Here is a 24,531-nt window from a genome sequence, read left to right as displayed (position 1 = left end):
TGGTGCCATGACTGATGCCGACGCCCGTATCGAAGCCGCACGCAGAGCCCTCGAGGAGGCCACCGCTGCGCTCGCGGCCGCCGAGGCCGGAGCGAAGACCGAGAGCGAGACTGCCGCTCAGGCGGGCCCGGGCGTGGTGCCCGAGCCGGCAGCACCGGCGGCGCAGGCCGAGCCGCCAGCGCCTGCGGCACCTGCGGCTCCTGCGGCTCCTGCGGCTCCCACGGCGCCCTCCGGCCCGTTGGATGCGCAGCAGCTCGAGGCGGTTCGCGCCGGCTACGCGTTCGAGGGTGCCGCGCTCGAGATCGGAGCGATCGTCAACGGCGAGGCGGTCGCAGGCGTTCCCGTGCGCATCCCGCTCGCCATGACCAACCGTCACGGCCTCGTCGCCGGCGCAACGGGCACTGGCAAGACGAAAACCCTGCAGGTGCTCGCCGAGCAGCTCTCCGCCGCCGGCGTGCCCGTGTTCGCGGCCGATATCAAGGGCGACCTCTCCGGGATCGCGACGCCGGGCGAGCCGAGCGACAAGCTCCTGGCGCGCACGAAGGGCATCGGGCAGGACTGGGCCCCGGCGGCCGCACCCACCGAGGTGTTCTCGCTCGGCGGGCGAGGCATCGGCGTCCCCATTCGAGCGACCGTCTCGAGCTTCGGGTCGCTCATGCTCTCGAAGGTGCTTGGGCTCAACAAGACGCAGGAGTCGAGCCTCGGCCTCGTCTTCCATTTCGCCGACGAGCAGGGGCTTGCGCTCGTCGACCTCTCCGACCTGCGGACCGTGCTGCAGTACCTCACGAGCACCGAGGGCAAGCTCGAGCTGGAGGGGATCGGCGGGCTCTCGAAGCAGACGGCAGGCGTCATCCTTCGCGAGCTCGTGAACTTCTCCGAGCAGGGGGCCGACATCTTCTTCGGGGAGACCGAGATCGACACCCGTGAGTTCCTGCGGGTCACGAACGAGGGGCGCGGCGTCGTCAGCCTCCTCGAGCTACCCGGCGTCGCCAGCAACCCCGCGCTCTTCTCGACGTTCCTCATGTGGCTGCTCGCCGACCTGTTCAACGAGCTGCCCGAGGTCGGGGACCTCGACAAGCCGAAGCTCGTCTTCTTCTTCGACGAGGCGCACCTCCTGTTCTCTGGCGCCTCCAAGGCGTTCGTCGAGCAGATCACGCAGACGGTGCGGCTCATCCGCTCCAAGGGCGTCGGGATCTTCTTCGTCACGCAGACCCCGAAGGATGTCCCGGACGATGTGCTCGCGCAGCTTGGCTCGCGCATCCAGCACCAGCTGCGCGCGCATACCCCCGACGACGCGACCGCGCTGCGCCAGACCGTGCGCACCTACCCGAAGAGCGGGTACGACCTCGAGGAAGTGCTCACGCAGCTCGCGACGGGCGAGGCGATCGTCACCGTCATGAACGAGAAGGGCGCCCCGTCGCCGGTTGCGTGGACTCGCCTCCGCGCCCCGCAGGCCTCGATGTCGCCGACGCCCGAGGACGGCCTCCGCCAGCTCGTCGCCTCGTCGTCGCTGTACCCGCGCTATTCGCAGGTGCTCGACCCGCAGTCGGCGCACGAGGTGCTGACGGCCAAGATGAACGCAGCGGCGGAGCGCGAACGGGCCGAGGCCGCGGCGATCGAAGCGGAGAAGCAGGCGGCGAAGGACGCGAAGGAGCGGGAGCGGGCGGAGAAGGCGGCCCGCTCGCGCACGCAGACGCGCACGACCACCAGGTCACGGCCGGATGCGGGCAGCGGCAACGTCGTGAGCGACATGCTCGGGTCCCGGACCGGCCAGACGATCGTCCGCGAGGTGGTGCGCGGCGTGTTCGGCACGCTCTTCAAGAAGCGCCGCTAGCTCGGCGCATGAGACCCCGGCGCAGCACGGAGAAGGCGGGTGACGGATCTCTTCGATCCGCCACCCGCCTCACGCTGTGGTCTGGTCGCTAGCTGAGCGCACTCGAGCCGACATCCACAGCGAACTCGGTGCCGCCCTTGAGCGCGGAACCGGCGCGACGCCCTCAGGCCGTGGTGACGATGGGGACGCCCTCGCTCGGCTGCACGACGACGAAGCCTGGCCCGTGGAACGCGAGCTGGAACGACTCGCCGGACCCGCGGCCGATGAGCGAGCCCATCTTGAAGTCGTTCTTGATGGTGGGCTGCAGGTTCTGCGACCAGCAGATCGCCGCCTGGGGGTCGACGAAGGTCGGCTGCACGGAGCAGTCGAGGACCATGGGCGGGCCGTCGCTCGAGACGGCGACGGTGCCGTGGCCACCGACCTCGAGGTTGAAGAGGCCGCCCGTCATCATGCCCGCGTTCGCGAGCATCTTGATGTCCCACTGCAGGTTCGCGTCGAAGGCGAGCAGGTTGGCGGTGTTGATGGTGATGCCCTCGCCCTCGAGGACCAGCGTGAAGACGTCAGCAGCCTGGCGGGCGAAGAACACCTCACCCTGACCCCCGACGCGCATGAGCGAGCCGCCCTCGCCGGAGACCATCTTCTTCATGAACTTGCCGAGGCCGCCTGAGCCCTCGTGCTTGAACTCGAACTGACCCTGGTAGGCGACCATCGCGCCCTTGGCTGCCAGAACCTCAGGTCCGAATCCGACGCGAAGCATCTTCTTCGATTGCAGCACCCAACGCTCGGTGCTCTGGCTCTCCCGGTTCGCTTCCGCGAATAGCTCGCTGCGCATGCTGAGTCTCCCTCATCTGTGGTTTCTCGGACGTCCGATGGCTGTATTCGCAGGGCCCGTGGCCCCGCTGTTCGGCATCCTATTGCCGTTCGCTGGCGTGGCGCATGGGGAGTGCTCCCCATGCGCCACTGGAGCCGTTCAGGCTCGTGCTGTATCGCCGGGGGCCTCCCGGCGTGCTCGGCCGGCTAGCTCAGCGCGATCTCGTTGGGAACGCCGGGGAGCGTCGCGGAGCTCGTGATCTCCTCGGTCTCCAGGTTGACGGCGTGGACCGTGCTCGTCGCCGGGTCGGTGACGTAGGCGACGCCGTCCTGCACCTTGAGCGCGGGGTGCGCGTCCTGCCATTCGGCGGGGCCCTCCCACGCGTCGATCACGGGGATCGAGGTGATGGGTGAGCCGTCTTCCTCTGAGAAGAGGTGCAGCGAGCCGTCGGAGCCGAGGATGATCGCCTCGTTGTCGGAGCCGCGTGCGAGGTCGCGGAACGTGTAGCCGACGCCGTCGGGCAGCTCGGTGACCGAGATCTTGCCGCTCGCCGTGTCGACGAGCGCGAAGGCCTGCAGGAGGTAGCCCTCGGCATCCGGGTCGGTCTTGTAGTCGCCGAGGGCGATGGCCGAGTCCTCGGTCGTGAGCATGTTGCCGATGCGCCCGAACTCGTCCGGGGAGGAGAGCTTCGTGATCGTGCCGTCCGAGTAGGCGAGCGCGCCGTTCTCGCAGCCGACGACCACGACCTCGTCTTTCACCGTGCCTTCGCCGTGCACGCCGGGGCAGTCGGTGGAGCGAGCGAGCTCGGTGCCGTTGGCGTCGGTCGCGACGATGCCGGTGCGGTCGCTCAGCGTCGTGACGAAGGTGCCGTCCGAGAGCTCGATCGAGACGCCGTGGTGGGCGGCGTCGCTCGCAACCGTCTCGGTCTCGGGCAGCTTCGTGCCGTCGTCGAGGAGCGCATCCGTGTCGAAGATCACGGAGTCGCCGCTGCCGTCGAAGAACAGCACCGTCTTGCCGGCGTGCGCGACCGCGTGGCCCGCCTTCGAGCCTTCGAAGGTGACGCCCGTGAGCGCCGGCTCCTGAGTGTCGAGCACCTGGAAGCCGGCGTCGGTCGTGACGAGCACGTTGCGACCATCGCCGACGGGGTTGACGCGGGTGAACCCGTCGATGGGGACGTCGCCGACGACCTCGAGGGTCGTCGCGTCGAGGACGACGAGTCCGCCGTCGTACGTGAGCGTTACGCGTTCGGCGGTGGCCGCTGCGCCGGAGGTCGCCGCAGCTTCTCCGGTCGCGGCGGGAGCGGTCTGGGTGCAGCCGGTGAGGGCGAGGATGCCGAGGGCCGTCACGGCGATGGCGCCGCGGGTCCTGGTGGGGGAGGGGAGGGTCATGGAGACTCTTTCTGTGTTCGGGCTTGCTACTTGGGGTATTGGCGCTCGCGGTCGAGCGGGCTACGAGGTGAGGCCGGTGGTGATGCGCTCCGTGTTGGCGCGCATCATCTCGAGGTAGGTCTCTGCGCCGCCGCCCGCGGGGGTGAGCGACTCGGTGAAGAGCTGCTCGACGCGGACGTCGATGCCGGCCTCCTCCGCGAGGGCGCGGGCGAGGTCGTCGGGGCTGGAGGAGTCGGCGAAGATCGTGGGCACGCGGGCGGCGGTGATGTCGGCGCTGAGCTCGGCGAAGTCGGCGGCGCTGGGTGCCGCGAGCGTGGTCCCGCCAGGGATCACGGTGCCGACGACCGTGAAGCCGAAGCGCTCGGCGAGGTAGCCGAACACGTGGTGGTTGGTGACGAGGCTCTTCGACTCGCTCGGGATGGTGTCGAACTCGCCCTGCATCCACTCGTCGAGTTCGTCGAGCTCGCTCTCGTAGGCGGCGACGGAGGCGTCGAGGGCCGCCGCGTCGAACCCGTCGAGGTCGGTCGCGAGTCGGGTGCCGAGCGCGTCGACGACCGCGGACATCCGCGCGGGGTCGGTCCAGAAGTGCGGATCGTCCATGCCTTCCGCGTCGCCTTCCGTGTAGGAGAGGGGCTCGAAGGCGTCGCTTGCCACGAAGTGCGGGATGCCGGCCGCATCGACCTGCTCGAGATGCTGCGCGACGCCCTCTTCCAGCCCGAGCCCATTGGAGACGACGAAGTCCGCGTTCTCGATCGAGGCGGCCTCCTGGGCCGTGAGGCTGAAGGAGTGCGGGTCGGCGCCGGGCTTCATGAGGGTCACGACGCGCGCCTGGTCGCCGACGAGCTCGGTGACCACGTCGCCGAGGATGTTGGTGGTGACGACGATCTCGGGACGGTCATCTGCTGCGGTCGCGCTGCAGGACACGAGGCCTGCCGCGATCGCGAGCGAGGCGACGATGCCGAGTCCGTTGCGGGTGAACCGTGAGGCGGTCGATGCGCGCATGCTCAGTTTCCCGTCTCGAAGGCGAAGGCCGGGGCGGTCGGCAGCTCGAGGGTGCGGGCGACGCGCGCGCCGTCCTTGTAGTCGATCTCGTGCAGCTCGGCGGAGGCCGGCGTGCTCAGGTAGGCGCGGCTCGTGTCGACGGAGAGGTGGATGCTCGAGGCGGACTCCGGAGTGCCGATCAGCCCAGCCTGCGACCCGGTCACCTCGCCGCTCTCGCCGTCGATGACCAGCAGGGTTCCCTCGTCGTCCACGGCGACGACACGGTCGCTGTCGTCGCCGACGGCGACGGCCGTCAGGATGGGGCGTGTCGTCGGCAGGAGGGTGACCTCCTGCGAGCGGGAGGAGGCGAGCCAGATGCCGGAGTCTCCAGCGGGACCGGCCACGGCCGGGCGGTGGGGTCGGCTGTCGAGCGAGGTCGCCTGGCCGGGTGCGGTAGTTCCAGCCGCGTCTGCGGACGCGGCGTCCGGGTAGGCGACCTTCGTGATCGATGGTGCAGCGGCCGTGTCCTCGCCCTCGGCGGGCGCGGCGAACACGAGCCCATCCGCGCAGGCGAACGTCGCGCCGAGGCTCGTCTGCTGCACATCGCTCAGCCCAGGGCAGTCGACTCCCTCGCCGAGCTTCGTGCCGTCAGACGAGTAGGCGGCGAGGACGGGGGAGGCGCCCGCCGATGCGACGCTGCTCGCGACCACGGCGTCGCCCACCGGCGCGGCCGCGGCGGAGTGGGCCGCGGACTCGATGCGGGTGAGCTCGACGGTCTCGCCCTGGCCGAGGGCGTGCCGGTCCAGCACCACCGTCGTGCCGGACGTCTCGAAGCTCAGGGCGGCGATGCCCTCGTTCGAGGAGACCCGCGCAGCTCCCGTCTCGGTGAGCTCGCCGACGAGGCCAGGAGTCGCACGGTAGTAGTGGACGTGATCCCCGTGGGGCACCGTCCACACCCCGGTGTCGATGATCTCCGTCTTCCCATCGGCGGCGTCGGAGCCCGAGAAGATGAACCGGCCGTCGCTGACGGCCCACGACGCGGGCGCCACGGCATCGAGTGCGGTGCTCTCGCCGGTGAGCAGGTTGAGGACGCTCACGGAGCCGTCCGCGCCGATGCTGCCGATGCTCGTCTGGGCTTCGGCGAGCTCCTCGGCCCCCGCCACGAAGCCGTGCGCCTGCTCTTCGGTGGTCGGCGCGCTCGCGGTCGGTTCGGTCTCGGAGCCCGGCGACGTGCATCCGGCGAGGGCGAGCATGCCGACGAGGGCGAGGGATGCGCGAGGTGCGAGTCCTCGGGCGGGGACTCGGGGGAGCGGGGAGATCAGGCGTGTGCGGGGCAAGACTGGTCGCTTTCTGCTGGAGCGGTGGTTCGGGGGATGGGGCGGCTGGAGCGCGGTGCACGCAGCACCGAGGCGACGCCGACGGAGATGACGGCGGTCAGCGCGATGGCAGGACCAGCCGCGATGGCGAGATGCCACGAGGCGTAGAGGCCGACGACGACGGAGGCGATGCCGATCGCGCTGCCGAGCGCCATGATGCCGACGACGCTCTTCCTGCTGAGGGATGCGGCGGCCGGGGGAGCGAGGAGGAGCGCGGTCACGAGGAGCGTTCCGATGGTCTGGTAGGAGGCGATGACCGCGATCGCCACGAGGGCGATGAGGGCGAGGCTCGCGCGCTCCGGCCGCAGTCCGAGCGTGAACGCCTTGCGCTCGTCGAAGGCGAGCGCGGTGAAGGGCCGGTGGCAGAGGGCGAGTCCGGCGGCGGCGAGCGCGAGCGCTGCGCCGATGAGCCAGAGCTCGCCTGGCCCGATCGCGAGCACGTCGCCGAACAGCATCGCCGTGACGTCGACGGCGAAGCTCCCCGACCTGGACACGATCGCGATGCCGAGCGCGAGCATCCCGACGAAGAGGATGCCGATGGCCGTGTCGTTGGAGAGCCGTGTCCGCTTCGTGAGGGTGCGCACGCCGACGGCCATGACGGCCGCCGAGACGGATGCGCCGGCGACCGGCGGGAGGCCGAGGAGGACTGAGACGGCGACGCCGGGGAGGATGCCGTGGGCGAGCGCCTCGCCGAGGAAGGCCATGCCGCGCAGGACCACCCAGGTGCCGACGCAGGCGCACAGCACGGCGGCGAGGGAGCCGCCGAGGAGGGCTCTGGCGAAGAAGCTCGCCTCGAGGGGATCGGTGAGGAAGGGCACGAGGAAGGACCGTAGCATAATGAAAACGCTTCTCATTACCGATAGGGTGGCGCGCATGGCTGCCCTCATCACGCTCGCGAACGCCACTGTCCGCTACGACGCACACGCCGCGCTGTCCGACGTCTCGCTTGAAGTGCGACGCTCCGCGATCACCGTCATCGTCGGGCACAACGGCTCAGGCAAGAGCACGCTCCTCGGCGTGCTCGCCGGGACCACCCCGCTCACCTCGGGGACCCTCGACTGGCACGATTTCGACGCCAGGCCCGGCAGCATCGCCTACGTGCCCCAGCACGCCCGGCTGCCCGAGGCCTTCCCCCTGACGGTCGGTGCCGCCGTCGCGATGGGCCGCTGGGGCAGAGCGGGAAACCGGCCGAGCGCCTCGAGCTGGCGCTGGGGGCGAGGCGCGCAGGCCCGCACCCGCGACGCCGAGCTCGTCGACGCCGCCATCCAGCAGCTCGGCCTCGGCGAGCTTCGCGGACGTCTCCTCAGCCAGCTCTCCGGCGGCCAGCGGCAGCGAGCCCTCGTCGCCCAGGGCATCGCGCAGGACACGGAGGTGCTTCTCTTCGACGAGCCGACCGCAGGGGTCGACGCGGAATCCAGTGCACGCATCGCGGCGTGCCTCGCCGCGCTCGCCGAACAGGGCAGGACCGTTGTCGTCGCCAGCCACGATGCCGGAGAGATCGCAGCGGCGGACGCCGTCGTCGCGCTGCGCGACGGACACGTGATCCCCGGGGAATCGCGGATGACTGCGCGAAGCGCTGCATCACTAGGATGACGACTACCCCTCGCTCCACGGACGAGGAGCGTCGGCGCCGTGCACGGCGCACCCCCGTCGAAGGAGCCCGCAATGAGCCAATCAACCCCGATCGTTCGTTTCAACCTCGATCCGAGCCTCCTGAGCCAGAGGCAGGTGAGCACGCTGCGCTGGATCTTCGGCATCGGCGGAGCCGTGGCGATCATCCTCGGCATCGTCGCGCTCGCCTTTCCGATCAAGGCCCTCACCGCCATCGCCTGGATCTTCGGGCTGTTCTTCATCTTCTCGGGCGCCCTGCGCCTCATCCGCGCCGTCGTCTCCAAGGGCATCCCCACCGGCTGGCGGGTCTTCAACGGCGTCGTCGGGCTGCTGCTCATCGCGGGTGGCGTCATCGCCCTCGTCCAGCCCGTTGCCCTCATCGACGCGCTCGGCATCCTCATCGCGATCACCTGGATCATCGAGGGCATCGCGGCGCTCGCGGATGGATCTCCCGGCCAGTCCCGCGGCTTCGCGATCCTCTCCGGCGTGCTCAGCATCGTCGCCGGCCTCCTCATCCTCCTCTGGCCTGCCGGCGTCGTCGTCGTCGCCCTGTGGATCGTGGCGATCATCCTCGTCATCGGCGGGATCACGCAGCTCGTCATGGCGTACCGCTTCGGCAAGCACGCGAAGAAGGCCTGACCCGACATGGCAACCATCACCTCCAAGATCCGTCTCGTCGACGACGCACCCTCCTCGCGGCCGCGCACCTTCACGCGCATCCTGCTCGGCGGCTTCCTCGTCTTTGCCGGGGTCACGCACCTCACGGTCGCCCGCGAGGAGTTCACGGCGCAGGTGCCGAAGTCGGTGACCAAGCACACGCCGCTCTCGACCGATCAGGTCGTGCTCGCCTCCGGCGTCGCCGAGATCGCGCTCGGCCTGTCGCTCCTGTTCGCGCGCCGCTCGGCCCGTCCGACCGTGGGCTGGATCGCAGCCGGATTCTTCACGGCCGTCTTCCCGGGCAACCTCGCGCAGTTCGCGCGTCGCCGCGACGCGTTCGGGCTCGACACCGACAGGAAGCGCTTCCTGCGCCTCTTCTTCCAGCCCGTGCTCGTCGCGTGGTCGCTGTACTCGACCGGAGGCTGGCGCCGCCGCGTGAAGTAGCGGCGTTTCTCGAAGTGCGGGCGCTCCTGGATGTGCGGACGCTCCTGCCCCCGCACCGCCTCACCCTCTGGCCGTCTCGGGATGGCTTCCGCGCTTCCCGATGGGTTGCAACCCATCGGGAAGCGCGGAACCCATCCCGAAACCTGTTGAGGGGATGGTTCGGATGTGCGGCGTCAGACCGGGTGGGCCGAGGGGGCAGCCTTCTCGACGCGGGCTGGTGCGTCTCTGAGGTCACGAGTATGTCCGATCTGGCGAAAGTGAGTGTGCTCCGGAGGTCTCGCAGACCGACGCTGATGTTCCCCCACCGGCTCAGAAGCGTGTATATGTTCCGTCGCACTCGACGCTTCTGCGCGTCGCCCCGGTCCCGATACATCTGCGAGTGCGACACTGCAGGGGTGGATGCACACCTCCGACCATGGGTGGCCGACGATGCCCCTGCACTTGCGAATGCCATGCGAACGTCGCCCGACCTCGCCGCGCAGTTCCCGGGAGGTGTGCCCTCGACAGAGCTCGACTTCGTCTCCTACATGGCGCAGCATCTGGTCTCCGGCACCGCGAAACACGACCTGGCGATCATCGTCGACGGCATCGCGGTCGGAAACGTCGGGCTGAGCAACATCGAGCACGTGCACCAGACCGGGTGGGCCTACTACTGGCTGGCGAAGGGTGCTCGCGGCAGGGGCCTCGCGACGCGTGGCCTCGCGACGATCGCGGACCTGGCGTTCACGGAGCTCGGCCTCTTCCGCCTCGAGCTCGGCCACCGGACCGGGAACGCGGCGTCCTGCCGTGTCGCGAGTCGTGCCGGGTTCAGGCCCGAGGGCATCGAGCGGCAGAAGCTCCGGTACGGGAAGCAGCGGTTCGACGTCGAGACGCACGCGCGACTGACGCTCGACCCGGTCCCCGACATCGAGCTCATCCCGCGCACCGCCTCCCTGGCGGGGCCGCGGCAGCCGGACCTCACGCGGCCGGACCTCGGCCTCGCCTGAGGCCAGGCGGGTGGCCGAGGTCGGGACCTACTCGGTGAGGATGCGCCTCGGCGGGGGAGTTCACGCGGGGTAACGCGATTCCGCGGGGCGTCGCACGGGATGGCAGGTTGGTATCTGATTTCCCCGATCTCGACTGCTGAGGACTCCCACGTGCGCATCTCCCCGACCGTTCCCGAGTCGATCGCCTCACTGAGGGCCGCGAAGCCCGAGGTGGTCGAGCAGACGCTCGCCGCCTACACGGCGCTCTACGAGAGCCCGCAGGTGATCGAGCGCGGCCTGCTCCACGGCTTCGCCAGGACGGTCGCGCGCTGGCAGGGCAACGCGCAGCTCGCCGACTGGCATCTGGCGCAGGGCGCCGATGCTCGTCTGCTCGGCGACGAGCTGCCCGCAGATGCGAAGCTGCGCGCGCTCGTGGAGCACGTGGACCTCATCACGGTGTCGCCTGCGCTGGCCACCCACGAAGACCAGCACGTGCTGCCGGTCGCCGGGGTCACCCCGGACGAGATCGTCCTGCTGAGCCAGCTCGTGGCCTTCGAGAGCTACCTGGCACGCATGCTGGACGGCGACGCGCTGCTCGCCGGAACCGCGCCGGAGCGAGTGGATGCGCCCGCCCGCGCCACGGTTGCCGCCGGTCGGTCGAAGGACCTCTCGGGTCGCACCATCGCCGGACTGGCGAAGCCGACCGAGTACACGCAGGAGCAGCTCGAGTGGTCGCCGTGGGTGGCCGCCCCCGACGAGGCGGAGCTGACGGCCGAGCAGGTCGACTCGTTCGCCGCGAAGGCGACCACCAACAGCGTCTACTTCCGACTCCTGTCCAGGGTTCCTGCGGTGCTGAAGGCCCGCAGCGCCATCGACAACGCCGTGTTCCTCGGCAAGGGCGGACTGCCTCGCGCCGAGCGGGAGCTCGCCGCGGCCGTCGCTAGCAAGGTCAACGACTGCATCTACTGCGCCTCGGTGCACTCCAGGAAGGCGACCTTCCAGTCGAAGCGCCACGACGACGTGCAGCGGGTGCTGGACGCGGGCCTCGCTCGCGACGCCGACTGGCAGCCGACCTCGCTCGACGCGCTCAGCGACGGTCAGGACGAACGCTGGAGCGCCATCATCCGCTTCGCCGCGAGCCTGTCGACGCTGCGCCCGAGTGCGACGCCCGCGCAGATCGACGAGCTGCGCGCGCTCGGCCTCGACGACGCCGAGCTGTTCGACCTCGTTGGGTCGACGGCTTTCTTCGCCTGGGCGAACCGGCTCATGCTGAGCCTCGGCGAGCCGAACTGGCCCGCCGCAGCCGCCGGCAGCTGAGCATCCGCGCCACTGCGCCGCCCCTGAACGTTCTGCACGACCTGCCACCGAGAGGTACCGATATGCCCATCTCACGCCGACTGCCCGCCGCCATCGCGGCCCTCGTCGCCAGCTCCCTGCTCCTCGCCGGCTGCGGCACGGTGACCCCCGAGGGCGGAGCCGACGCCGAGACCATCACCGTCGTCGACGATCAGGACCGCGAGGTCACGATCAACGGACCCGTCGAACGGGCCGTGGTGCTCAACAGCTACGGCAACGAGTTCGTGCGGGCGATCGGAGCCGGCGACACGGTCGTGGGCGTCGACCGCGCATCCATCAACCGCCTCCCGTACCTGCCGGTCGACGAGAGCGACGTCATCGCCGAGGGCCTCGACCAGATCAACTACGAGGCGGTCGCGGAGCTCGACCCCGACGTCGTCATCATGCCCCGCAACGCCGTCTGGCAGGAGGCCGCCGAGCAGCTCGAGTCGTTCGGCATCCCCGTCGTCGTCGCGACCGCCTGGGACTACGCGGTGTTCGACGAGACCGTCACCCTCCTCGGCCAGGTCTTCCAGAAGGAAGAGGGAGCAAGCGCCGTCACCGACTTCTCGAACGAGATCCTCGACGTCGTCGCCGAGCGCACCGAGGGTGTCGAGCCCGTGCCCGTCTACTGGGAGACGGTCGACCCGTACCTGACGGTGCTGCCCGGATCCGGCTTCCACGCCATCATCGAGGCGGCAGGCGGCACGAACGTCTTCGAGAACGCCGCAGGCGGCGGCGACGAGCAGGAGGAGATCACGGTCGACCCCGCCGAGGTCGTCACCCGCAACCCGGCCGTCATCGTCCACGAGTTCGAGCCGAGCGCGACGCCGACCGGCCAGGAGCGCTTCGACACGCTCGGCGCAGAGATCACGTCCCGACCGGGCTGGTCGAACATCACCGCCATCCAGGACGGCGAGGTCTACCTCGCCAACGGCTGGGCGACCAGCGCCGTCGCGAAGTCCATCGGCGCCCTCTACCTCGCCAAGTGGCTGCACCCGGAGGAGTTCGCCGACGTGAACCCCGACGAGTTCCTCGAGCGCTGGGTCGTCGACTTCCAGCAGACCGACTTCCCCGGCGCCAGCGAGTACATCCAGCAGTACCAGGCGGCCGCGTAGTGGCCATCACCACGCCGAAGACCGGCACGGATACCCCGGGCGAGCAGAACGCGGTCGCCTCGAGCGAGCGCAAGCGCGCGAACGTCAAGCGGCTCGCCATCATCGGCGGCGTGGTCGTGAGCACCCTCGCCGTCGTCGCCGCCGTCACCATCGGCACGGCCGGAGTGACCTTCGGCGACGTCTGGAAGGCCGTCACCCTGTCGATCTTCGGCGGGACGCTCGAGAACGACTTCGCGCAGAAGTTCTCCATCGTCACCGAGCTGCGCCTCCCACGCGTGCTGCTGGCCTTCGCCGCCGGCGCAGGACTCTCGCTGTCGGGTGTCCTCATGCAGGGGCTCCTCAGGAACCCGCTCGTGAGCCCCTTCACGCTCGGCGTCTCGCCGGCGGCCGCGTTCGGCGCTGCCCTCGCGATCACCATCGCGGGTGGCACGACGCTGCCCTCGTGGGCGATCATCGCGAGCGCGCTGGTCGTCTCGCTCGCCGTCTCGGCGCTCGTACTCGGGCTCGCCTCCGCCAAGGGCATGGCCATCGCCACGCTCCTGCTCCTCGGCATCGCCATCACGCAGCTGTTCGAGGCGCTCACCGCCGCACTCCAGTTCACGGCCAACGAGAACACGCTGCAGGCCATCGTGCGCTGGACGTTCGGCTCCGTGAACGACGCGACGTGGGGTGACGTGCAGACGGTCGGCATCCTCGTCCTCGCGACGATCCCGTTCGTGCTGTGGTTCGCCAAGGACCTCAACGCCGTCGCCTTCGCGGGCGACGACGCGGCCAAGAGCCTCGGCGTCAACGTGCAGGCGCTCCGCGTCGGGCTCATCGTCGTCGCGGTTGTGCTCGCCGCTGTCATCGTCAGCTTCTGCGGCGTGATCGGCTTCGTGGGACTCGTCGGCCCGCACATCGCGCGCCTCATCATCGGCGCAGACCACCGCTACCTCATCCCGTTCTCGGTGCTCACAGGAGGGCTGCTGCTGCTCGTCGCGGACACCGTCGGGCGCACGATCCTGGCACCCGCCGTCATCCCCGTCGGCATCGTGGTCGCCTTCATCGGCGCGCCCATCTTCATCCAGCTCATCCTCACGAGGAAGACGGCCCTCAAATGAGCCTGACGATCGACGGCATCGAGTTCGCCTACGGCAAGCACAAGGTGCTGAAGGGCGTGAGCCTCGAAGTGCAGGACGGCACCTTCTGCGCGCTGCTCGGACCGAACGGCTCCGGCAAGTCGACGCTCACGAAGATCATCGCCCGCGTGCACAAGCCGAGCGTGGGGACCGTCACGTTCGACGGCACCGACGTGCTCGGCCTCGGCAGGCGCGAGCACGCGCGAACGGTGGCCTACGTGCCGCAGTCCGGAGAGGCCCCCTTCGACCTCACGGTGCGGGAGGCGGTGCTGCTCGGTCGCACGCCCCACTACGGGATGGCGCCAGGCGCCGAGGACTGGCGGCACGTCCAGGACGCGATCACGCTCCTGAACCTCGACTCTCTCGTGGACAGGAACATGTCCGAGCTCTCCGGGGGCCAGGCGCAGCGTGTGCTCGTGGCCAGGGCCCTCGCGCAGGACCCGAAGGTGCTCCTGCTCGACGAGCCGACGAGCGCGCTCGACCTGCGCTACCAGATCGAGACGCTGCAGATCGTGCGCCGCATCACACGCACGAAGGGCATCACGGCCCTCATCGCGATCCACGACCTCAACCACGCCGGCCGCTTCTGCGACCAGATCGTCATGCTCGACCAGGGCACGATCATCAAGAGCGGAACACCGGCTGAGGCGCTGCAGGAGGACACCCTCAAGCAGGTCTACGGGCTGCGCGTGACCGTCGAGGAGCGCGAGGGCTTCGTCGAGGTTCGGCCAGTCGTCGAGGACGACCTGGAGTACCGCATCTGATGTTCGACGCCGTCATCGTCGGGGGCGGTCCGCGCGCCGTCGCCACGGTCCTCAGGGTGGTGGCGCGCCGACCAGACGCGTGCATCCGCGTAGCCATCGTCGACGCGATCGACGTGGGGGCCGGAGCGACCTGGCGCATCGACCAGCCAGCCGAGTTCCTCAACAACACGACCTCCGGCTCGACGACCATCCACGCCGACGAGTCGACCAGGATGACCGGGCCGATCGTGCCGGGCCCGGACCTCGTCGACTGGGCGGCCGCGATCGTCGACCGTGGCGAGCACCCCACGCCGTGGGTGCTCGAGGAGGCGCGCGCGGTGCGCCCCGGCAGCTTCCCCTCTCGGCGGCTGCAGGGGGTCTACTTCCGCGAGCAGCTCGCAGCGGCCGAGGCGAGCGGGCACGTGGAGCTCGCCCGAATCCGGGGAACCGCGGTGGACGTGCGCGACGACGGCCCCGACGCACGCACCGTCGTGCTCGCCGACGGCACCGAGCTGCGGGCGCCGATCGTCGTACTCGCCCAGGGCATGGTGCAGACGCTGCCGACCGACGAGACACAGCGCTTCGAGCGGGCAGAGCGAGAGCTCGGCCTGGTCTACATCGCCCCTGGAATGCCGGCCGAGCAAGACTGGGGCAAGGTGCCAGCGGGCGAGGACGTCATCGTCCGCGGCCTCGGCGCGAACTTCTTCGACGTCGTCGCCGTGCTCACGGCGGGGCGCGGCGGACGGTTCGAGCCCGTCGCCGGCGATGTACGAGGGCGACTTCGCTACCTGCCGTCGGGAGACGAGCCCATCCTCCACGCAGGTTCGCGCCGGGGCGTGCCGTACCGCGCGAAGGCGGACGGCTGGGCGGAAGCGTCGCCGTTCGTGGCACGCACCGCGAACCCGGAGTGGTTCAGGGCGCTCGCCGCGGCAGAGCCGGAGTCGCTGGACTTCCGAGGCGACGTCTGGCCGTCCATCGCGCGCGAGTTCGCTGTTGCGTACCTCGCCGCCCTCTCGGGTTGGGCACCCCACGCCCTCACCGTCTCGCTTCCGGAGGCCCTCGCCGCCCTCGACGATGCCGGGAACGTCAGCGCCATCGACGACGTCCTCACGGCGTCCATCGACCAGCGTGCCGACGACGGTGCCCACGCGTTCACGATCGACTCACTGCGACGCCCGACGCGGGGTCAGCAGGTGAGCCCCGAGCGGTGGCGGCGTCAGGTCGAGCAGCTCGTCGAGAGCGAGCTCGGGTCGATGTCCTCGCCAGACGAGCATCCTCGCGCCGCGGTCAACCGCGCGATGGGGGCTCTGCGGGGCCAGGCGGCACGACTCGCCGTGAGCGGCGTGCTCGAGGGCCGCTCGGCTGTCACCGACTTCGAAGGCTGGTTCAACGCGGACGGGCTGTTCCTCGCATCCGGCCCACCGTCCGGGCGGACTCGTGAGGTGCTCGCGCTCATCGACGCCGGCTTGCTCCGCCTGACCGGCCCCGAGACCTCGGTATCGCTTGATGTCGAGGCCGGCGAGTTCGTCGCCCGCTCCGCGATCACGGGCATCGAGGTGCGCGCCCGCGCGCTCATCGAACCCCGCATGTCGAAGGGGAAGGTGCCGGCGACCGACGACCCGCTGCTGCGCGCGCTCCTGGACTCCGGACGCGCTCGAGTGCACGCGCGACGAGCGCGAGACGGAGCGGCCGTCGAGACGGACAGCATGGAGGCGACGGGCGCGAGCCTGGAGGAGGGGGAGCCCGGCCTCAATCTCGTGCGGCGCGACGGCTCCGTCGACGATCGAGTGGTTGTGCTCGGCATCCCGGCCCTCAGCACGCAGCCGGGCAGCGCGATCGGGGCGACGCCGCGCAAGCCCTCACCGCTGCTCGCCGGTGCCGACGTCGCCGCGAGGCAGATCGTCCGGCTCGCGAGCCAGCAGCGTCAGAGCTGAACGCGGTGCGGGGCTGGCTCGCGAGCGCCCCGAGGCACCCACGTCAGCCCGGCCACGAGGACGGCAAGGAGGGCCACGATGCCGAGGATCAGGCCCGCCGGCGCGAGACCGAGCTGCGCGCCCGCGAGGCCAGCGATCGGGTAGCAGAGCATGAAGCAGGCGTGTGAGAGCGAGAACTGGGCCGCGAAGACCGCGGGTCGCTGCTCGCCAGATGCCGCCCTCCGGAGGAGCCGCGAGGAAGGCGTCAGGATCAGCGAGGTCGCGGCGCCGAGCAGCCCCCACACGGGGAGGGCGAGAGGCCAGGCCCACGCTGCATCGGTCGAGAGCACACCCGCCATCGCGAGGAGGCCGATCGGGATGAGGGCAGCGCCGGCGAGCATGACTCGGCGGTCGGAGACGCGATCGAGCACCCGCGGCAGCGCGAGCGCCACGAGCAGGGAGCCGGCACCGTAGGAGGCGAGCAGGATCGCGAGGTCCGACTGCGCCCGCCCGAGCTGGGCCTGCACGAAGACGACGGAGTTCACGATCACCATGGCCGTGCCCGCGGCGACCGCCAGGTTCAGTGCTAGAAGGGCCCGGAGGTCGCGCGTGCGCCAGAAGACCCGCAGCCCGGAGGTCAGCCGGGAGATGAAGGGGCTCGGGGCTGCGAGCGTGCGGGTGGGGAACGTCGTCGTGCCGACGAGCGTCGCCGAGATGACGAAGCCGAGGACGGTCCCGACGAACAGCGAGTTGGAGCTGACGACGGTGAGCAGCAGGGCTGCGAGCAGCGGGCTCACGAGTGCCTCGAGGTCGTAGGCGAGGCGCGAGAGCGAGAGCGCCCGCGTGTAGAGGCGCTCATCCGGGAGCACGTCGGGGATGACGGCCTGGAAGGTGGGCGTGAAGGTCGCGGACGCTGCCTGCAGGACGAAGACGAGCACGTAGACCTGCCAGACCTCGCCGACGAAGGGGAGGCCGAGTGCGATGAGGGCGCGGATGAGGTCAGCAGAGATGAGGACACGGCGTCGTGACCACCGGCTCGTGACCGCCGCCATGACGGGCGACACCACGACATAGGCGATCATCTTGATCGTCAGCGCGGTGCCGAGCACGATGCCAGCGTCGCCGCCCGCGAGGTCGAACGCGAGGAGGCCGAGCGCGACCGTGAGCAGCCCCGTGCCGACGAGCGCGATGACCTGGGCGGAGAAGAGCCGCCGGAACGCCCGGTTGGCGAGGATCTCACGCATCGACGTCTCCGCGCAGCTCGCGACTCGGCTGCGGGTCTCGCCGGTGGTGGGGCGGGATGGCGTCGGCGCCTCCGACCCCGGCGACGGAGTGCTCGGCCTGGAACAGCGCGTCGGCGACGAGCCGCTTCGCGTGCCCGTTGATGAGCCGGTAGTAGACGCGCGTGCCTTCCTGCCTGGTCGCGACGATGCGGGCGAGGCGCAGCTTGGCGAGGTGCTGCGAGACGCTCGCCGGCGTCTTGCCGACGGCCTCGGCGATGTCGTTCACGGAGTGCTCCCCGTCGTCGAGGACGAGCACGATGCGCACGCGCGTCGCGTCGGCGAGCATGCCGAAGACCTCGGCGGCGAGTTCGACGGTCGGGTTGTCGAGCTCGATGTGCCCGAGTGAACCCGCGCCGTCTTCCTGCGTATCTGCATGCATACGCAGATACTGGCACAGTTGCGGGAGCTGTGTCGAGGACGCGCCCAGCGCGGCGCTGTCCTGGCCCCTACCCTGGATGCATGACTGCAGCCGACGACTTCGCGCGCCATCCCATCGACCCGACCTCCGCGGCGAAGCTCGCCGAGTCCGGCCTGCGCTACGAGACGTTCGATACCGATGACGCGGCCACCTTCAACGCATGGGCGCGAGCAGACCTCCGCGGATTCCTCGCCGCCGAGCCGAGCGAGAAGCAGCTCGAGGGGATGCGCGCATCCCTGGGCTACCGCCGCACGACGGGCGTCTGGGACGACTCGGCGCCCCTCGTCGACGAGCCCATCGCCACGGTGAGCTCGTGGCCCGCCGACCTCACGCTGCCGGGCGGCAGCCAGCTGACCAGCTGGGCGATCAGCTCGGTGACCGTCTCCCAGGCTCGCCGCCGCCGCGGGATCGCCAGGAACCTGCTCGAGGGGGAGCTGCGCACGGCCGCGGCCCTTGGCCTCCCGCTCGCGGCCCTCACGGTGTCGGAGTCGACGATCTACGGCCGGTTCGGCTTCGGGCCCGCGACCTTCGCCGCGAGCTTCAGCATCGACACGCGCCGCGTCCGCTGGGCCGGCCCGACCCCGGGCGGTCGCGTCGACTACGTGGGGCGGGAGCAGTGGGCCGAGCAGATCGGCGGCCTCTTCGACCGCGTCAGGGTGGCGCGGGTCGGGGAGATCGAGGGCTGGGACGGAATGTGGCCCCGCCTCGCGGGAACGGTGCACGACGAGGACGGCGATGGCAAGAAGCTCCGCGCCATCACCTACACCTCGGAGGCCGGCGACCTCGAGGGGGCAGCGCTGTTCAAGCTCGAGGGCGGCGACCACGACTACGCGAGCCACACGCTGAACGTCGAGTTCCTCCGCGCCGTCAGCGACGACGCCTACGCCGCGCTGTGGCGCTTCTTCCTCGAGGCCGATCTCGTCGCGACCGTCAAGGCGGAGCAGCTCGCCATCGACGAGCCCATCAGGTGGATGCTCGGCGACCAGCGGGCCGCGACCGTCACGACCTCCGACCACCAGTGGCTGCGCATCCTGGACACGAAGGCCGTGCTGGACGCGCGACGGTATTCGTCGCCCGGCGTGCTCGGACTCGAGATCGAGGATGCGCTCGGCTTCGCGGGCGGCTCGTTCGTGCTCACGGTCGGCGCGGATGGCGTTGGGACGGCGAAGCCGGTCGATGCCCTGCCCGAGGGTTCGGCAGCCGTGCGCCTAGGCGTGGACGCGCTCGGGTCGCTCTTCCTCGGCGGCGTATCGCCCGCCGCGCTCCGCGCAGCAGGCACCCTGCACGAGCTGAGCGCCGGGGCGGCGGAGCTCGCTGGACGGCTGCTGCGGGTCTCGCCGGAGCCCGCGCCGGGCATCTGGTACTGAGCTCCGCGGGGCGCCGCTCCGCCGACGGTGAACATCGCCAGCTTGGCGGGGCGGCGCGCAACTAGAATCTGCGACATGGCATCTGGATTCTGGGGGCGCGCTCGCCGCGCGAAGCAAGCGCAGCAGGCCGAGATCGACGCCCACGACAAGGACCTGGCGATGAAGGCGGGTGTTGCGCTCGTCGACGCCGATGAGCGCATCCGGCTCATGAACGACGAGCTCTCGTTCGCGGAGGCCGAACTGGGCTCCGGCGCGACACAGGACCTGAAGGACACGCTCGTCAACGTGCGCAAGTACATGGGCGAGGCGTTCCACTTGAACCAGCTGAACGTCGATGACATCCCGGACACGCCAGACGAGCTGCGCACCAGGAACGCGCGGATCGTGCAGATCTGCGAGTGGGCGATGGGGCTGCTCGAAGAGAAGTCCTCGGTGCTCGAGGAGGCCGTCGCGGTGGTGAGGCAGACGCCCGCCGTGCTCGAGGGCGTCAAGCGGGACTCGGAGCGGCTGCGCGCGCGCATCCCGGACGCGCAGGCCAGCATCGATCGTCTCGCGCTGCGCTACTCGGACGCCGCGCTGCACCAGGTGGGCGACAACCCCGCCGAGGCGGCCCAGCTCCTGACCTTCGCGGAGCACAGCGCCGACGTGTCGCTGCGCCGCCGTGAGGCCGGGCAGAACGAGCAGTCGCGGCTTGCCCTCGAGGCGTCCACGGAGGCCGTGCGCCGCGTGCATACGCTGCTCGACGCCGTCGAGAACTACGAGATCGAGGCCCTCCGCGCCGAGTCGACGCTCGCTGCCGTGATCGCGGACTCGAGGGGCGATCTCGTCGCGGCGAGAGACGTGCCACGCAGCCAGGAGGTCGAGGAAGCGGCGAAGCGGCTCACCGATGCGCTCGCCGCGCTCCCTCCCGCGGGCGAGCGCACCGACCCGTTCGCGTCGCTCTCGAGGCTCCGCGCCGCGAACACGGGACTCGACGAGGCAATCGCCAAGGCCAGGGACAGGGCCGCGCGGCCCATCCCGTCGCAGACTCAGGTCGTGACCGCCATCGACGACGCGGATCGGCAGATCGCCGTCGCCAACGACGTCATCTCCGGCCACCGTGGCTGGATCGGCTCGGCGCCGCGCACCCGGCTGGCCGAGGCGGAGCGCATCCGCAACGAGCTCGTGAGCTTCCGGGGCGGTGAGGACGAACGCGAGCAGGCGCTTGCGCTGGCACGCCGGGCGGGTTCGCTCGCGAGCGAGGCGCTGCAGCTCGCGCAGCGCGACATCGACCAGTCGCGTCCGCAGCAGCAGCAGGGATACGACGAGTGGGGCCAGCCGCGTGGCGGCGGCTACCAGGGCGGCTACGGCGGTCGCGGCGGCCGACGTGGCGGAGACATGGGCGACGTCGTTGGCGGCGTGCTCGGTGGTCTCATGATCGGCGGGCTGCTTGACGGGATGTTCGACTAGCGGCTCCGGCACCCCGGTCGGGCCCTCGCTGCTGCGGCGCCCGCCGGCCGTCGTCGGTCGCCGCGTCGCTCGCTACTTCGCGGAGCGCACGGAGAGCAGCTCGTAGCCCTCAGGGACCATCGCCTCGATCTTCGCCTTCGCCGCCTCGTAGGAGTCGGCTTCCGCCTCGATCGTCTCGCTGGCTACTGGACGGATGACTGCAATGACCTTGACCATCCGCTGATCATAGAGCGGACGCGCGGCCCAGGGTGGTACGACGCGGCCCGTCGGGCGCCTGCGGGCATCGGCCAGCGGTGCGTGCCCGAGGTGGGTCAGTCCCGCTCGGGAGAGGACTGCGCATCGCGCAGGATGCGCTTGGTCGCCCTGGCCTCCCACGCCTCCTGGAGCAGTTCGCCGAGCCTCGGCGGGGGGACGTTCGCGAGCCGCACCAGCACGCTCGGGTGGCCGTCGTAGTGGGGTGTCGTGAAGAACGCCGACGGCTCGCCCTGGAGCAGAGCCTCGCGCTCGCCGAGGTCGGCGCGCCAGCACACGAGCACCCCGGGCTCGTCGTGGATGCGCGCGAACATCTTCGTCCCGACGTAGAACGCCGGGGTGCCGTAGGCGGTGCGCTCCGAGGTCTCCGGCAGGCGGAGCGCCAGCCGTCGCACATCGTCGTCGCTGCTCATGACGCCATCGTGCCACCGTCCGGCCGTCCCGTGCCCGGTTGTTGTCGGAACGAGACGGCGTCTTCGTCCGGGAGAGCGGACCGTGCTGTGAGCGGTGGCCCAGGATGCCGCCATCGCCGTGGACGCGCCACGGAGGGAATAGCGCGGGGCGCCGGCTCGCTGAACTCGGGTATGAAGGCAATCGTCTACTCAGCCACCGGTCCGTCCAGCGTCCTCTCCCAGGTCGAGCGCGAGGTCGCGCAGCCTGGCCCGGGCGAAGTCCGCGTGAGGGTCGTCGCCTCTGGCGTGAACCCCACCGATTGGAAGGCGCGCGACGGCGGTGGCGCGGGCAGTCTGCTCGGCTTCCCGGAGGTGGTCCCGAACCAGGACGGTGCGGGCGTCGTCGATGCTCTCGGCGACGGCGTGGACACGCTCGCCGTCGGCGACCGTGTCTGGGTGTACCTCGCGGCGCACAACCGGCCGACGGGCACGGCGCAGGAGTTCACGGTGCTGCCCGCCGACCGTGTCGTCGCGTTGCCGGACGGCATCGACTTCGACGTCGCCGCGAGCCTCGGCGTGCCCGCCATGACGGCGCACCGGGCACTCACGGTGCACGAGCACGGCCCCGCCCGTCTCTCGCCCGAGGCGCTCGCGGGCCGCACGGTGCTGGTGCACGGCGGCGCAGGAGCGGTGGGCCACGCGGCCATCCAGCTCTCGGTGTGGGCAGGTGCGACGGTGATCACGTCGGTGAGCAGCGACGAGAAGGAAGCCCTGGCCCTCGCAGCCGGGGCGCACCACGTGGTCCGCTACCCGGACGCCTCGCTCGCCGAGCGCATCCGGGAACTGGCTCCGAACGGCGTCGACCACATCGTCGAGGTGTCGCCCACGCAGAACGCGGCGCTCGACGTCGAGGTCATCGCCAACCACGGCAGCATCGCCTACTACGCGAACAACAACGGCGACGACTTCACCGTGCCCATCATCGCGAGCTTCGCGAAGAACGTCCGCTGGCAGGGGCTGCTGCTCTACACGGTGGGTCCGGATGCGCTGCACGCGGCGGCCGAGGACGTGACGGCGGCGCTCGTCGACGGCGCGCTTCCCGTGGGGGAGCCGGCTGGCCTGCCCATCACGTGGTTCCCGCTCGAGGAGACGGCCCAGGCGCACGACGCGGTCGAGGGTGGAGCCGTGGGGAAGGTGCTCATCCGCGTCGCGGACGAGAAGGCCTGATCTCAGCGCTCACAGTGACGTCGGCCGCAGCTCCTCTGCGGGGCTGCGGCCGGCGTGTGTCCTTCGTCCTGGCTCTGGCGGCTAGACCCGAACCCGAGCCGCCTCCTCGATCGCGATCCGCTTGCGGCGCTCGCCCGCCTCGATCTCCTCGGCGCGGGTGATGACCTCGTCGGCCTCTTCGCTGCGAACAACGACAACCCCGTCGTCGTCGGCCACGATGAGGTCCCCAGCTTCGACGACCACACCGCTGATCGCGACCGGGATGCCGATGCGACCCGGGCCGAACTTGTAGGGGCCGGCTGGCGTCACCGCGCGGGCGAAGACCGGGAGTCCGATCTCGCCGAGGCCCACGGCATCGCGGATCGCCCCGTCGATGACGAACCCGGCGACACCGAGGCGCAGGGCTCGGAGCCCGATGAGGTCGCCGATGAGCGCTCGGCTCACGTCGCCGCCGCCGTTGACGACCAGCACGTCACCCGGCTGCGCGACGTCGAGGGCCTTGTGGATGATGAGGTTGTCGCCCGGGCGGGTCCAGACGGGAAGCGCGCGGCCCGCGAGCTTCGCGCCATCCCAGACCGGCCGTATCCCTGAGGCCGTGCCGAGCCGGTCCTGCGCATCCCCGATGTTGGCGCTCGGGATGCCCCGCGCGCGGTCGATGAGGCGGTCGCTGGTCGTCGCGGTGCTGCTTGCGTGCTCGCTGTTCATGCGTCGATCTCCTGCTGGTCGAGCGGCTGATGGGGCGGTCGGTCGAGTGGAGGCGGTGCTACTCACCGGCGATCAGCTCCGCGATGATCGGCTTCGTCGTCGCTTCTCGCTCCTCCCAGAGCGTGGCCACGTCTGCGGCTGGCATCCAGTTGGGTACCGTTCCCGCATTCTCGAGCGCGGCGACGACGTCGGGATCCTCGGTTGCGGCTTGGAGGGCTGCCTCGAGCGCGGCGACCGTTGCAGCTGGCGTTCCGGCCGGGACCGAGACGGCGAAGTTGTTCGACATCGGCGCCACTTCGAAGCCCTGCTCGTTCAACGTCGTGACGTCGGGGAAGAAGGGGCTCGGGACGTCGCTGAGGACCGAGAGCACGTTGATCTCACCTGACTTGGCCTGCCCGATGAACGAGGAGACGCCCCCGAGGGCGAAATCGACCTCGCCGGAGACGAGAGCTGCGATCTTGTCGGCCCCGCTGTTGTAATGCACGATGTTGAATTCGAGGCCGAGCTCCTTCTCGAGGGTGCGGAGGTTGACGTGGTCGTCTCCCGCACGCGAGTCGGTGCCGACGGTGATGGTGCCGGGACTCGCCTTGACGGCATCGAAGAGCTCCTGCGTGCTCGTGTACGGGCTGTCCTTGTTGACGCCGATGACGATGTCGTTGAGCGCGAACGAGCCGACGGGTGCGAAGCTCTCCCGGTCGAAACCGGCCTGCTTGCTCGGGTCGAGGTAGCGGCCGAAGATCGAGGGGATGTTCGTGAAGCCCAGCGTGAGCCCGTCCGGCTTGGCGGAGGCCAGGGCGTTGAGGCCGATGACCTGGTTGCCGCCCTCCTTGTTGACGACCTTGATGTTGACGCCGAGGTCTTCGCCCATGGCGGGGGCCATGATGCGGGCGAGGATGTCGTTGCCGGCTCCGGCCGCAGAAGGCACGATCCACTCGATCGTGGATCCGGCTTCCGGGAACTCGGCACCGTCGTCGGCGGCCCCAGCGGTTCCCGTCGCGCAGGCGCTCAGCAGGGACGCGATAGCTGCGGCTGCGACGACCGCCGTCAGGCGCGTGCTCCTGCTCGCCCAGCCACGGCGCTTCGGCGACGCGGGGGTGTTCTCGATTCTGGGTGTGGTGAACATTGACTGACTCCTTCGTCGGTC

General features: G+C 70.4%; 24 protein-coding genes. 13 read left to right on the top strand and 11 right to left on the bottom strand.

Features of this window, described 5'->3' with window-relative positions:
* The first annotated feature begins 7 nt into the window (after positions 1-7).
* On the top strand, positions 8-1,834 hold the full coding sequence (locus ITJ61_RS06970) for a helicase HerA-like domain-containing protein (protein ID WP_194685862.1): 1,827 nt from the start codon (positions 8-10) through the stop codon (positions 1,832-1,834).
* Positions 1,835-1,997: 163 nt separating this feature from the next.
* Here the strand turns inward: ITJ61_RS06970 and ITJ61_RS06965 are convergent, their stop codons facing one another.
* The 5 genes from ITJ61_RS06965 to aztB all read right to left on the bottom strand — a co-directional run bounded on the left by ITJ61_RS06965 (position 1,998) and on the right by aztB (position 7,226).
* Positions 1,998-2,666: an AIM24 family protein gene (locus ITJ61_RS06965; protein ID WP_104241881.1), complete on the bottom strand. Its 669-nt coding sequence runs from the start codon at positions 2,664-2,666 to the stop codon at positions 1,998-2,000.
* A 185-nt stretch (positions 2,667-2,851) separates the two neighbouring features.
* Positions 2,852-4,033, bottom strand: coding sequence for a hypothetical protein (locus ITJ61_RS06960; protein WP_194685861.1), 1,182 nt, complete (start codon positions 4,031-4,033; stop codon positions 2,852-2,854).
* A gap of 60 nt (positions 4,034-4,093) precedes the next feature.
* Complete coding sequence (gene aztC, locus ITJ61_RS06955) at positions 4,094-5,035, bottom strand: zinc ABC transporter substrate-binding protein AztC (protein WP_104341328.1); 942 nt, start codon at positions 5,033-5,035, stop codon at positions 4,094-4,096.
* A gap of 2 nt (positions 5,036-5,037) precedes the next feature.
* Complete coding sequence (locus ITJ61_RS06950; protein WP_194685860.1) at positions 5,038-6,351, bottom strand: hypothetical protein; 1,314 nt, start codon at positions 6,349-6,351, stop codon at positions 5,038-5,040.
* Positions 6,333-7,226, bottom strand: coding sequence for a zinc ABC transporter permease AztB (gene aztB, locus ITJ61_RS06945; RefSeq protein WP_104241873.1), 894 nt, complete (start codon positions 7,224-7,226; stop codon positions 6,333-6,335). The genes ITJ61_RS06950 and aztB overlap by 19 nt, the downstream gene beginning before the upstream one ends.
* A 37-nt stretch (positions 7,227-7,263) precedes the next feature.
* Here aztB and ITJ61_RS06940 point away from each other — a divergent pair, with 37 nt between their 5' ends.
* From ITJ61_RS06940 to ITJ61_RS06900, 9 genes are all read left to right on the top strand, one after another.
* Positions 7,264-7,983 (top strand): metal ABC transporter ATP-binding protein, encoded by a 720-nt coding sequence (locus tag ITJ61_RS06940; protein ID WP_194685859.1) that lies wholly within the window; start codon positions 7,264-7,266, stop codon positions 7,981-7,983.
* A gap of 72 nt (positions 7,984-8,055) precedes the next feature.
* Positions 8,056-8,640 carry an HdeD family acid-resistance protein gene (locus tag ITJ61_RS06935; protein ID WP_104307070.1) on the top strand — a complete coding sequence of 195 codons (585 nt, stop codon included), beginning with the start codon at positions 8,056-8,058 and terminating at the stop codon, positions 8,638-8,640.
* Between the two features lie 6 nt (positions 8,641-8,646).
* Positions 8,647-9,102 carry a hypothetical protein gene (locus ITJ61_RS06930; RefSeq protein WP_194685858.1) on the top strand — a complete coding sequence of 152 codons (456 nt, stop codon included), beginning with the start codon at positions 8,647-8,649 and terminating at the stop codon, positions 9,100-9,102.
* A 395-nt stretch (positions 9,103-9,497) separates the two neighbouring features.
* Positions 9,498-10,088 (top strand): GNAT family N-acetyltransferase, encoded by a 591-nt coding sequence (locus ITJ61_RS06925; protein ID WP_104241864.1) that lies wholly within the window; start codon positions 9,498-9,500, stop codon positions 10,086-10,088.
* 150 nt (positions 10,089-10,238) lie between these two features.
* Complete coding sequence (locus ITJ61_RS20240; protein ID WP_323744311.1) at positions 10,239-11,384, top strand: peroxidase-related enzyme; 1,146 nt, start codon at positions 10,239-10,241, stop codon at positions 11,382-11,384.
* Positions 11,385-11,446: 62 nt separating this feature from the next.
* Positions 11,447-12,520: an ABC transporter substrate-binding protein gene (locus tag ITJ61_RS06915; RefSeq protein ID WP_104299328.1), complete on the top strand. Its 1,074-nt coding sequence runs from the start codon at positions 11,447-11,449 to the stop codon at positions 12,518-12,520.
* Positions 12,520-13,620, top strand: a complete 1,101-nt coding sequence (locus tag ITJ61_RS06910; protein ID WP_104307067.1) for a FecCD family ABC transporter permease — start codon at positions 12,520-12,522, stop codon at positions 13,618-13,620. Before ITJ61_RS06915 ends, ITJ61_RS06910 begins: the two co-directional genes overlap by 1 nt.
* Complete coding sequence (locus ITJ61_RS06905) at positions 13,617-14,402, top strand: ABC transporter ATP-binding protein (RefSeq protein ID WP_104241856.1); 786 nt, start codon at positions 13,617-13,619, stop codon at positions 14,400-14,402. The genes ITJ61_RS06910 and ITJ61_RS06905 overlap by 4 nt, the downstream gene beginning before the upstream one ends.
* A complete protein-coding gene (locus tag ITJ61_RS06900) occupies positions 14,402-16,315 on the top strand; it encodes an FAD/NAD(P)-binding protein (protein ID WP_194685856.1) in 1,914 nt (637 codons plus the stop codon). The genes ITJ61_RS06905 and ITJ61_RS06900 overlap by 1 nt, the downstream gene beginning before the upstream one ends.
* Here the strand turns inward: ITJ61_RS06900 and ITJ61_RS06895 are convergent.
* Entirely contained in the window at positions 16,306-17,538 is a 1,233-nt protein-coding gene (locus ITJ61_RS06895; RefSeq protein ID WP_194685855.1) for an MFS transporter, read from the bottom strand. The two genes, ITJ61_RS06900 and ITJ61_RS06895, sit on opposite strands and share 10 nt — an antisense overlap.
* On the bottom strand, positions 17,531-17,956 hold the full coding sequence (locus ITJ61_RS06890; RefSeq protein WP_104307064.1) for an ArsR/SmtB family transcription factor: 426 nt from the start codon (positions 17,954-17,956) through the stop codon (positions 17,531-17,533). Before ITJ61_RS06890 ends, ITJ61_RS06895 begins: the two co-directional genes overlap by 8 nt.
* Before the next feature lie 80 nt (positions 17,957-18,036).
* Between ITJ61_RS06890 and ITJ61_RS06885 the strand changes: the two genes are divergently transcribed.
* Both ITJ61_RS06885 and ITJ61_RS06880 read left to right on the top strand, forming a co-directional pair.
* Positions 18,037-19,362 (top strand): GNAT family N-acetyltransferase, encoded by a 1,326-nt coding sequence (locus tag ITJ61_RS06885; RefSeq protein WP_194685854.1) that lies wholly within the window; start codon positions 18,037-18,039, stop codon positions 19,360-19,362.
* A 75-nt stretch (positions 19,363-19,437) separates the two neighbouring features.
* Entirely contained in the window at positions 19,438-20,811 is a 1,374-nt protein-coding gene (locus ITJ61_RS06880) for a hypothetical protein (RefSeq protein ID WP_104241846.1), read from the top strand.
* Positions 20,812-20,883: 72 nt separating this feature from the next.
* Here ITJ61_RS06880 and ITJ61_RS06875 read toward each other — a convergent pair whose 3' ends face one another.
* Both ITJ61_RS06875 and ITJ61_RS06870 read right to left on the bottom strand, forming a co-directional pair.
* Positions 20,884-21,027, bottom strand: a complete 144-nt coding sequence (locus ITJ61_RS06875; protein ID WP_160073511.1) for a hypothetical protein — start codon at positions 21,025-21,027, stop codon at positions 20,884-20,886.
* Positions 21,028-21,122: 95 nt separating this feature from the next.
* Positions 21,123-21,476, bottom strand: coding sequence for an MmcQ/YjbR family DNA-binding protein (locus ITJ61_RS06870; protein ID WP_104299323.1), 354 nt, complete (start codon positions 21,474-21,476; stop codon positions 21,123-21,125).
* 171 nt (positions 21,477-21,647) lie between these two features.
* Between ITJ61_RS06870 and ITJ61_RS06865 the strand changes: the two genes are divergently transcribed.
* Entirely contained in the window at positions 21,648-22,682 is a 1,035-nt protein-coding gene (locus ITJ61_RS06865; protein ID WP_104299322.1) for an NADPH:quinone reductase, read from the top strand.
* Positions 22,683-22,763: 81 nt separating this feature from the next.
* On the opposite strand, the gene ITJ61_RS06860 is transcribed toward ITJ61_RS06865, so the two are convergent.
* A complete protein-coding gene (locus ITJ61_RS06860; protein WP_104307060.1) occupies positions 22,764-23,387 on the bottom strand; it encodes a methyltransferase in 624 nt (207 codons plus the stop codon).
* Between the two features lie 58 nt (positions 23,388-23,445).
* Positions 23,446-24,510: a tripartite tricarboxylate transporter substrate binding protein gene (locus tag ITJ61_RS06855; protein WP_104241838.1), complete on the bottom strand. Its 1,065-nt coding sequence runs from the start codon at positions 24,508-24,510 to the stop codon at positions 23,446-23,448.
* Between the last annotated feature and the right edge of the window lie 21 nt (positions 24,511-24,531).

Origin of the sequence: Pseudoclavibacter sp. VKM Ac-2888 (assembly GCF_015351285.1) — a bacterium.
Classification (GTDB): domain Bacteria; phylum Actinomycetota; class Actinomycetes; order Actinomycetales; family Microbacteriaceae; genus Pseudoclavibacter.
Note: the sequence above shows the minus strand (reverse complement) of the source record. Positions and strands in the feature narration are given on the sequence as shown.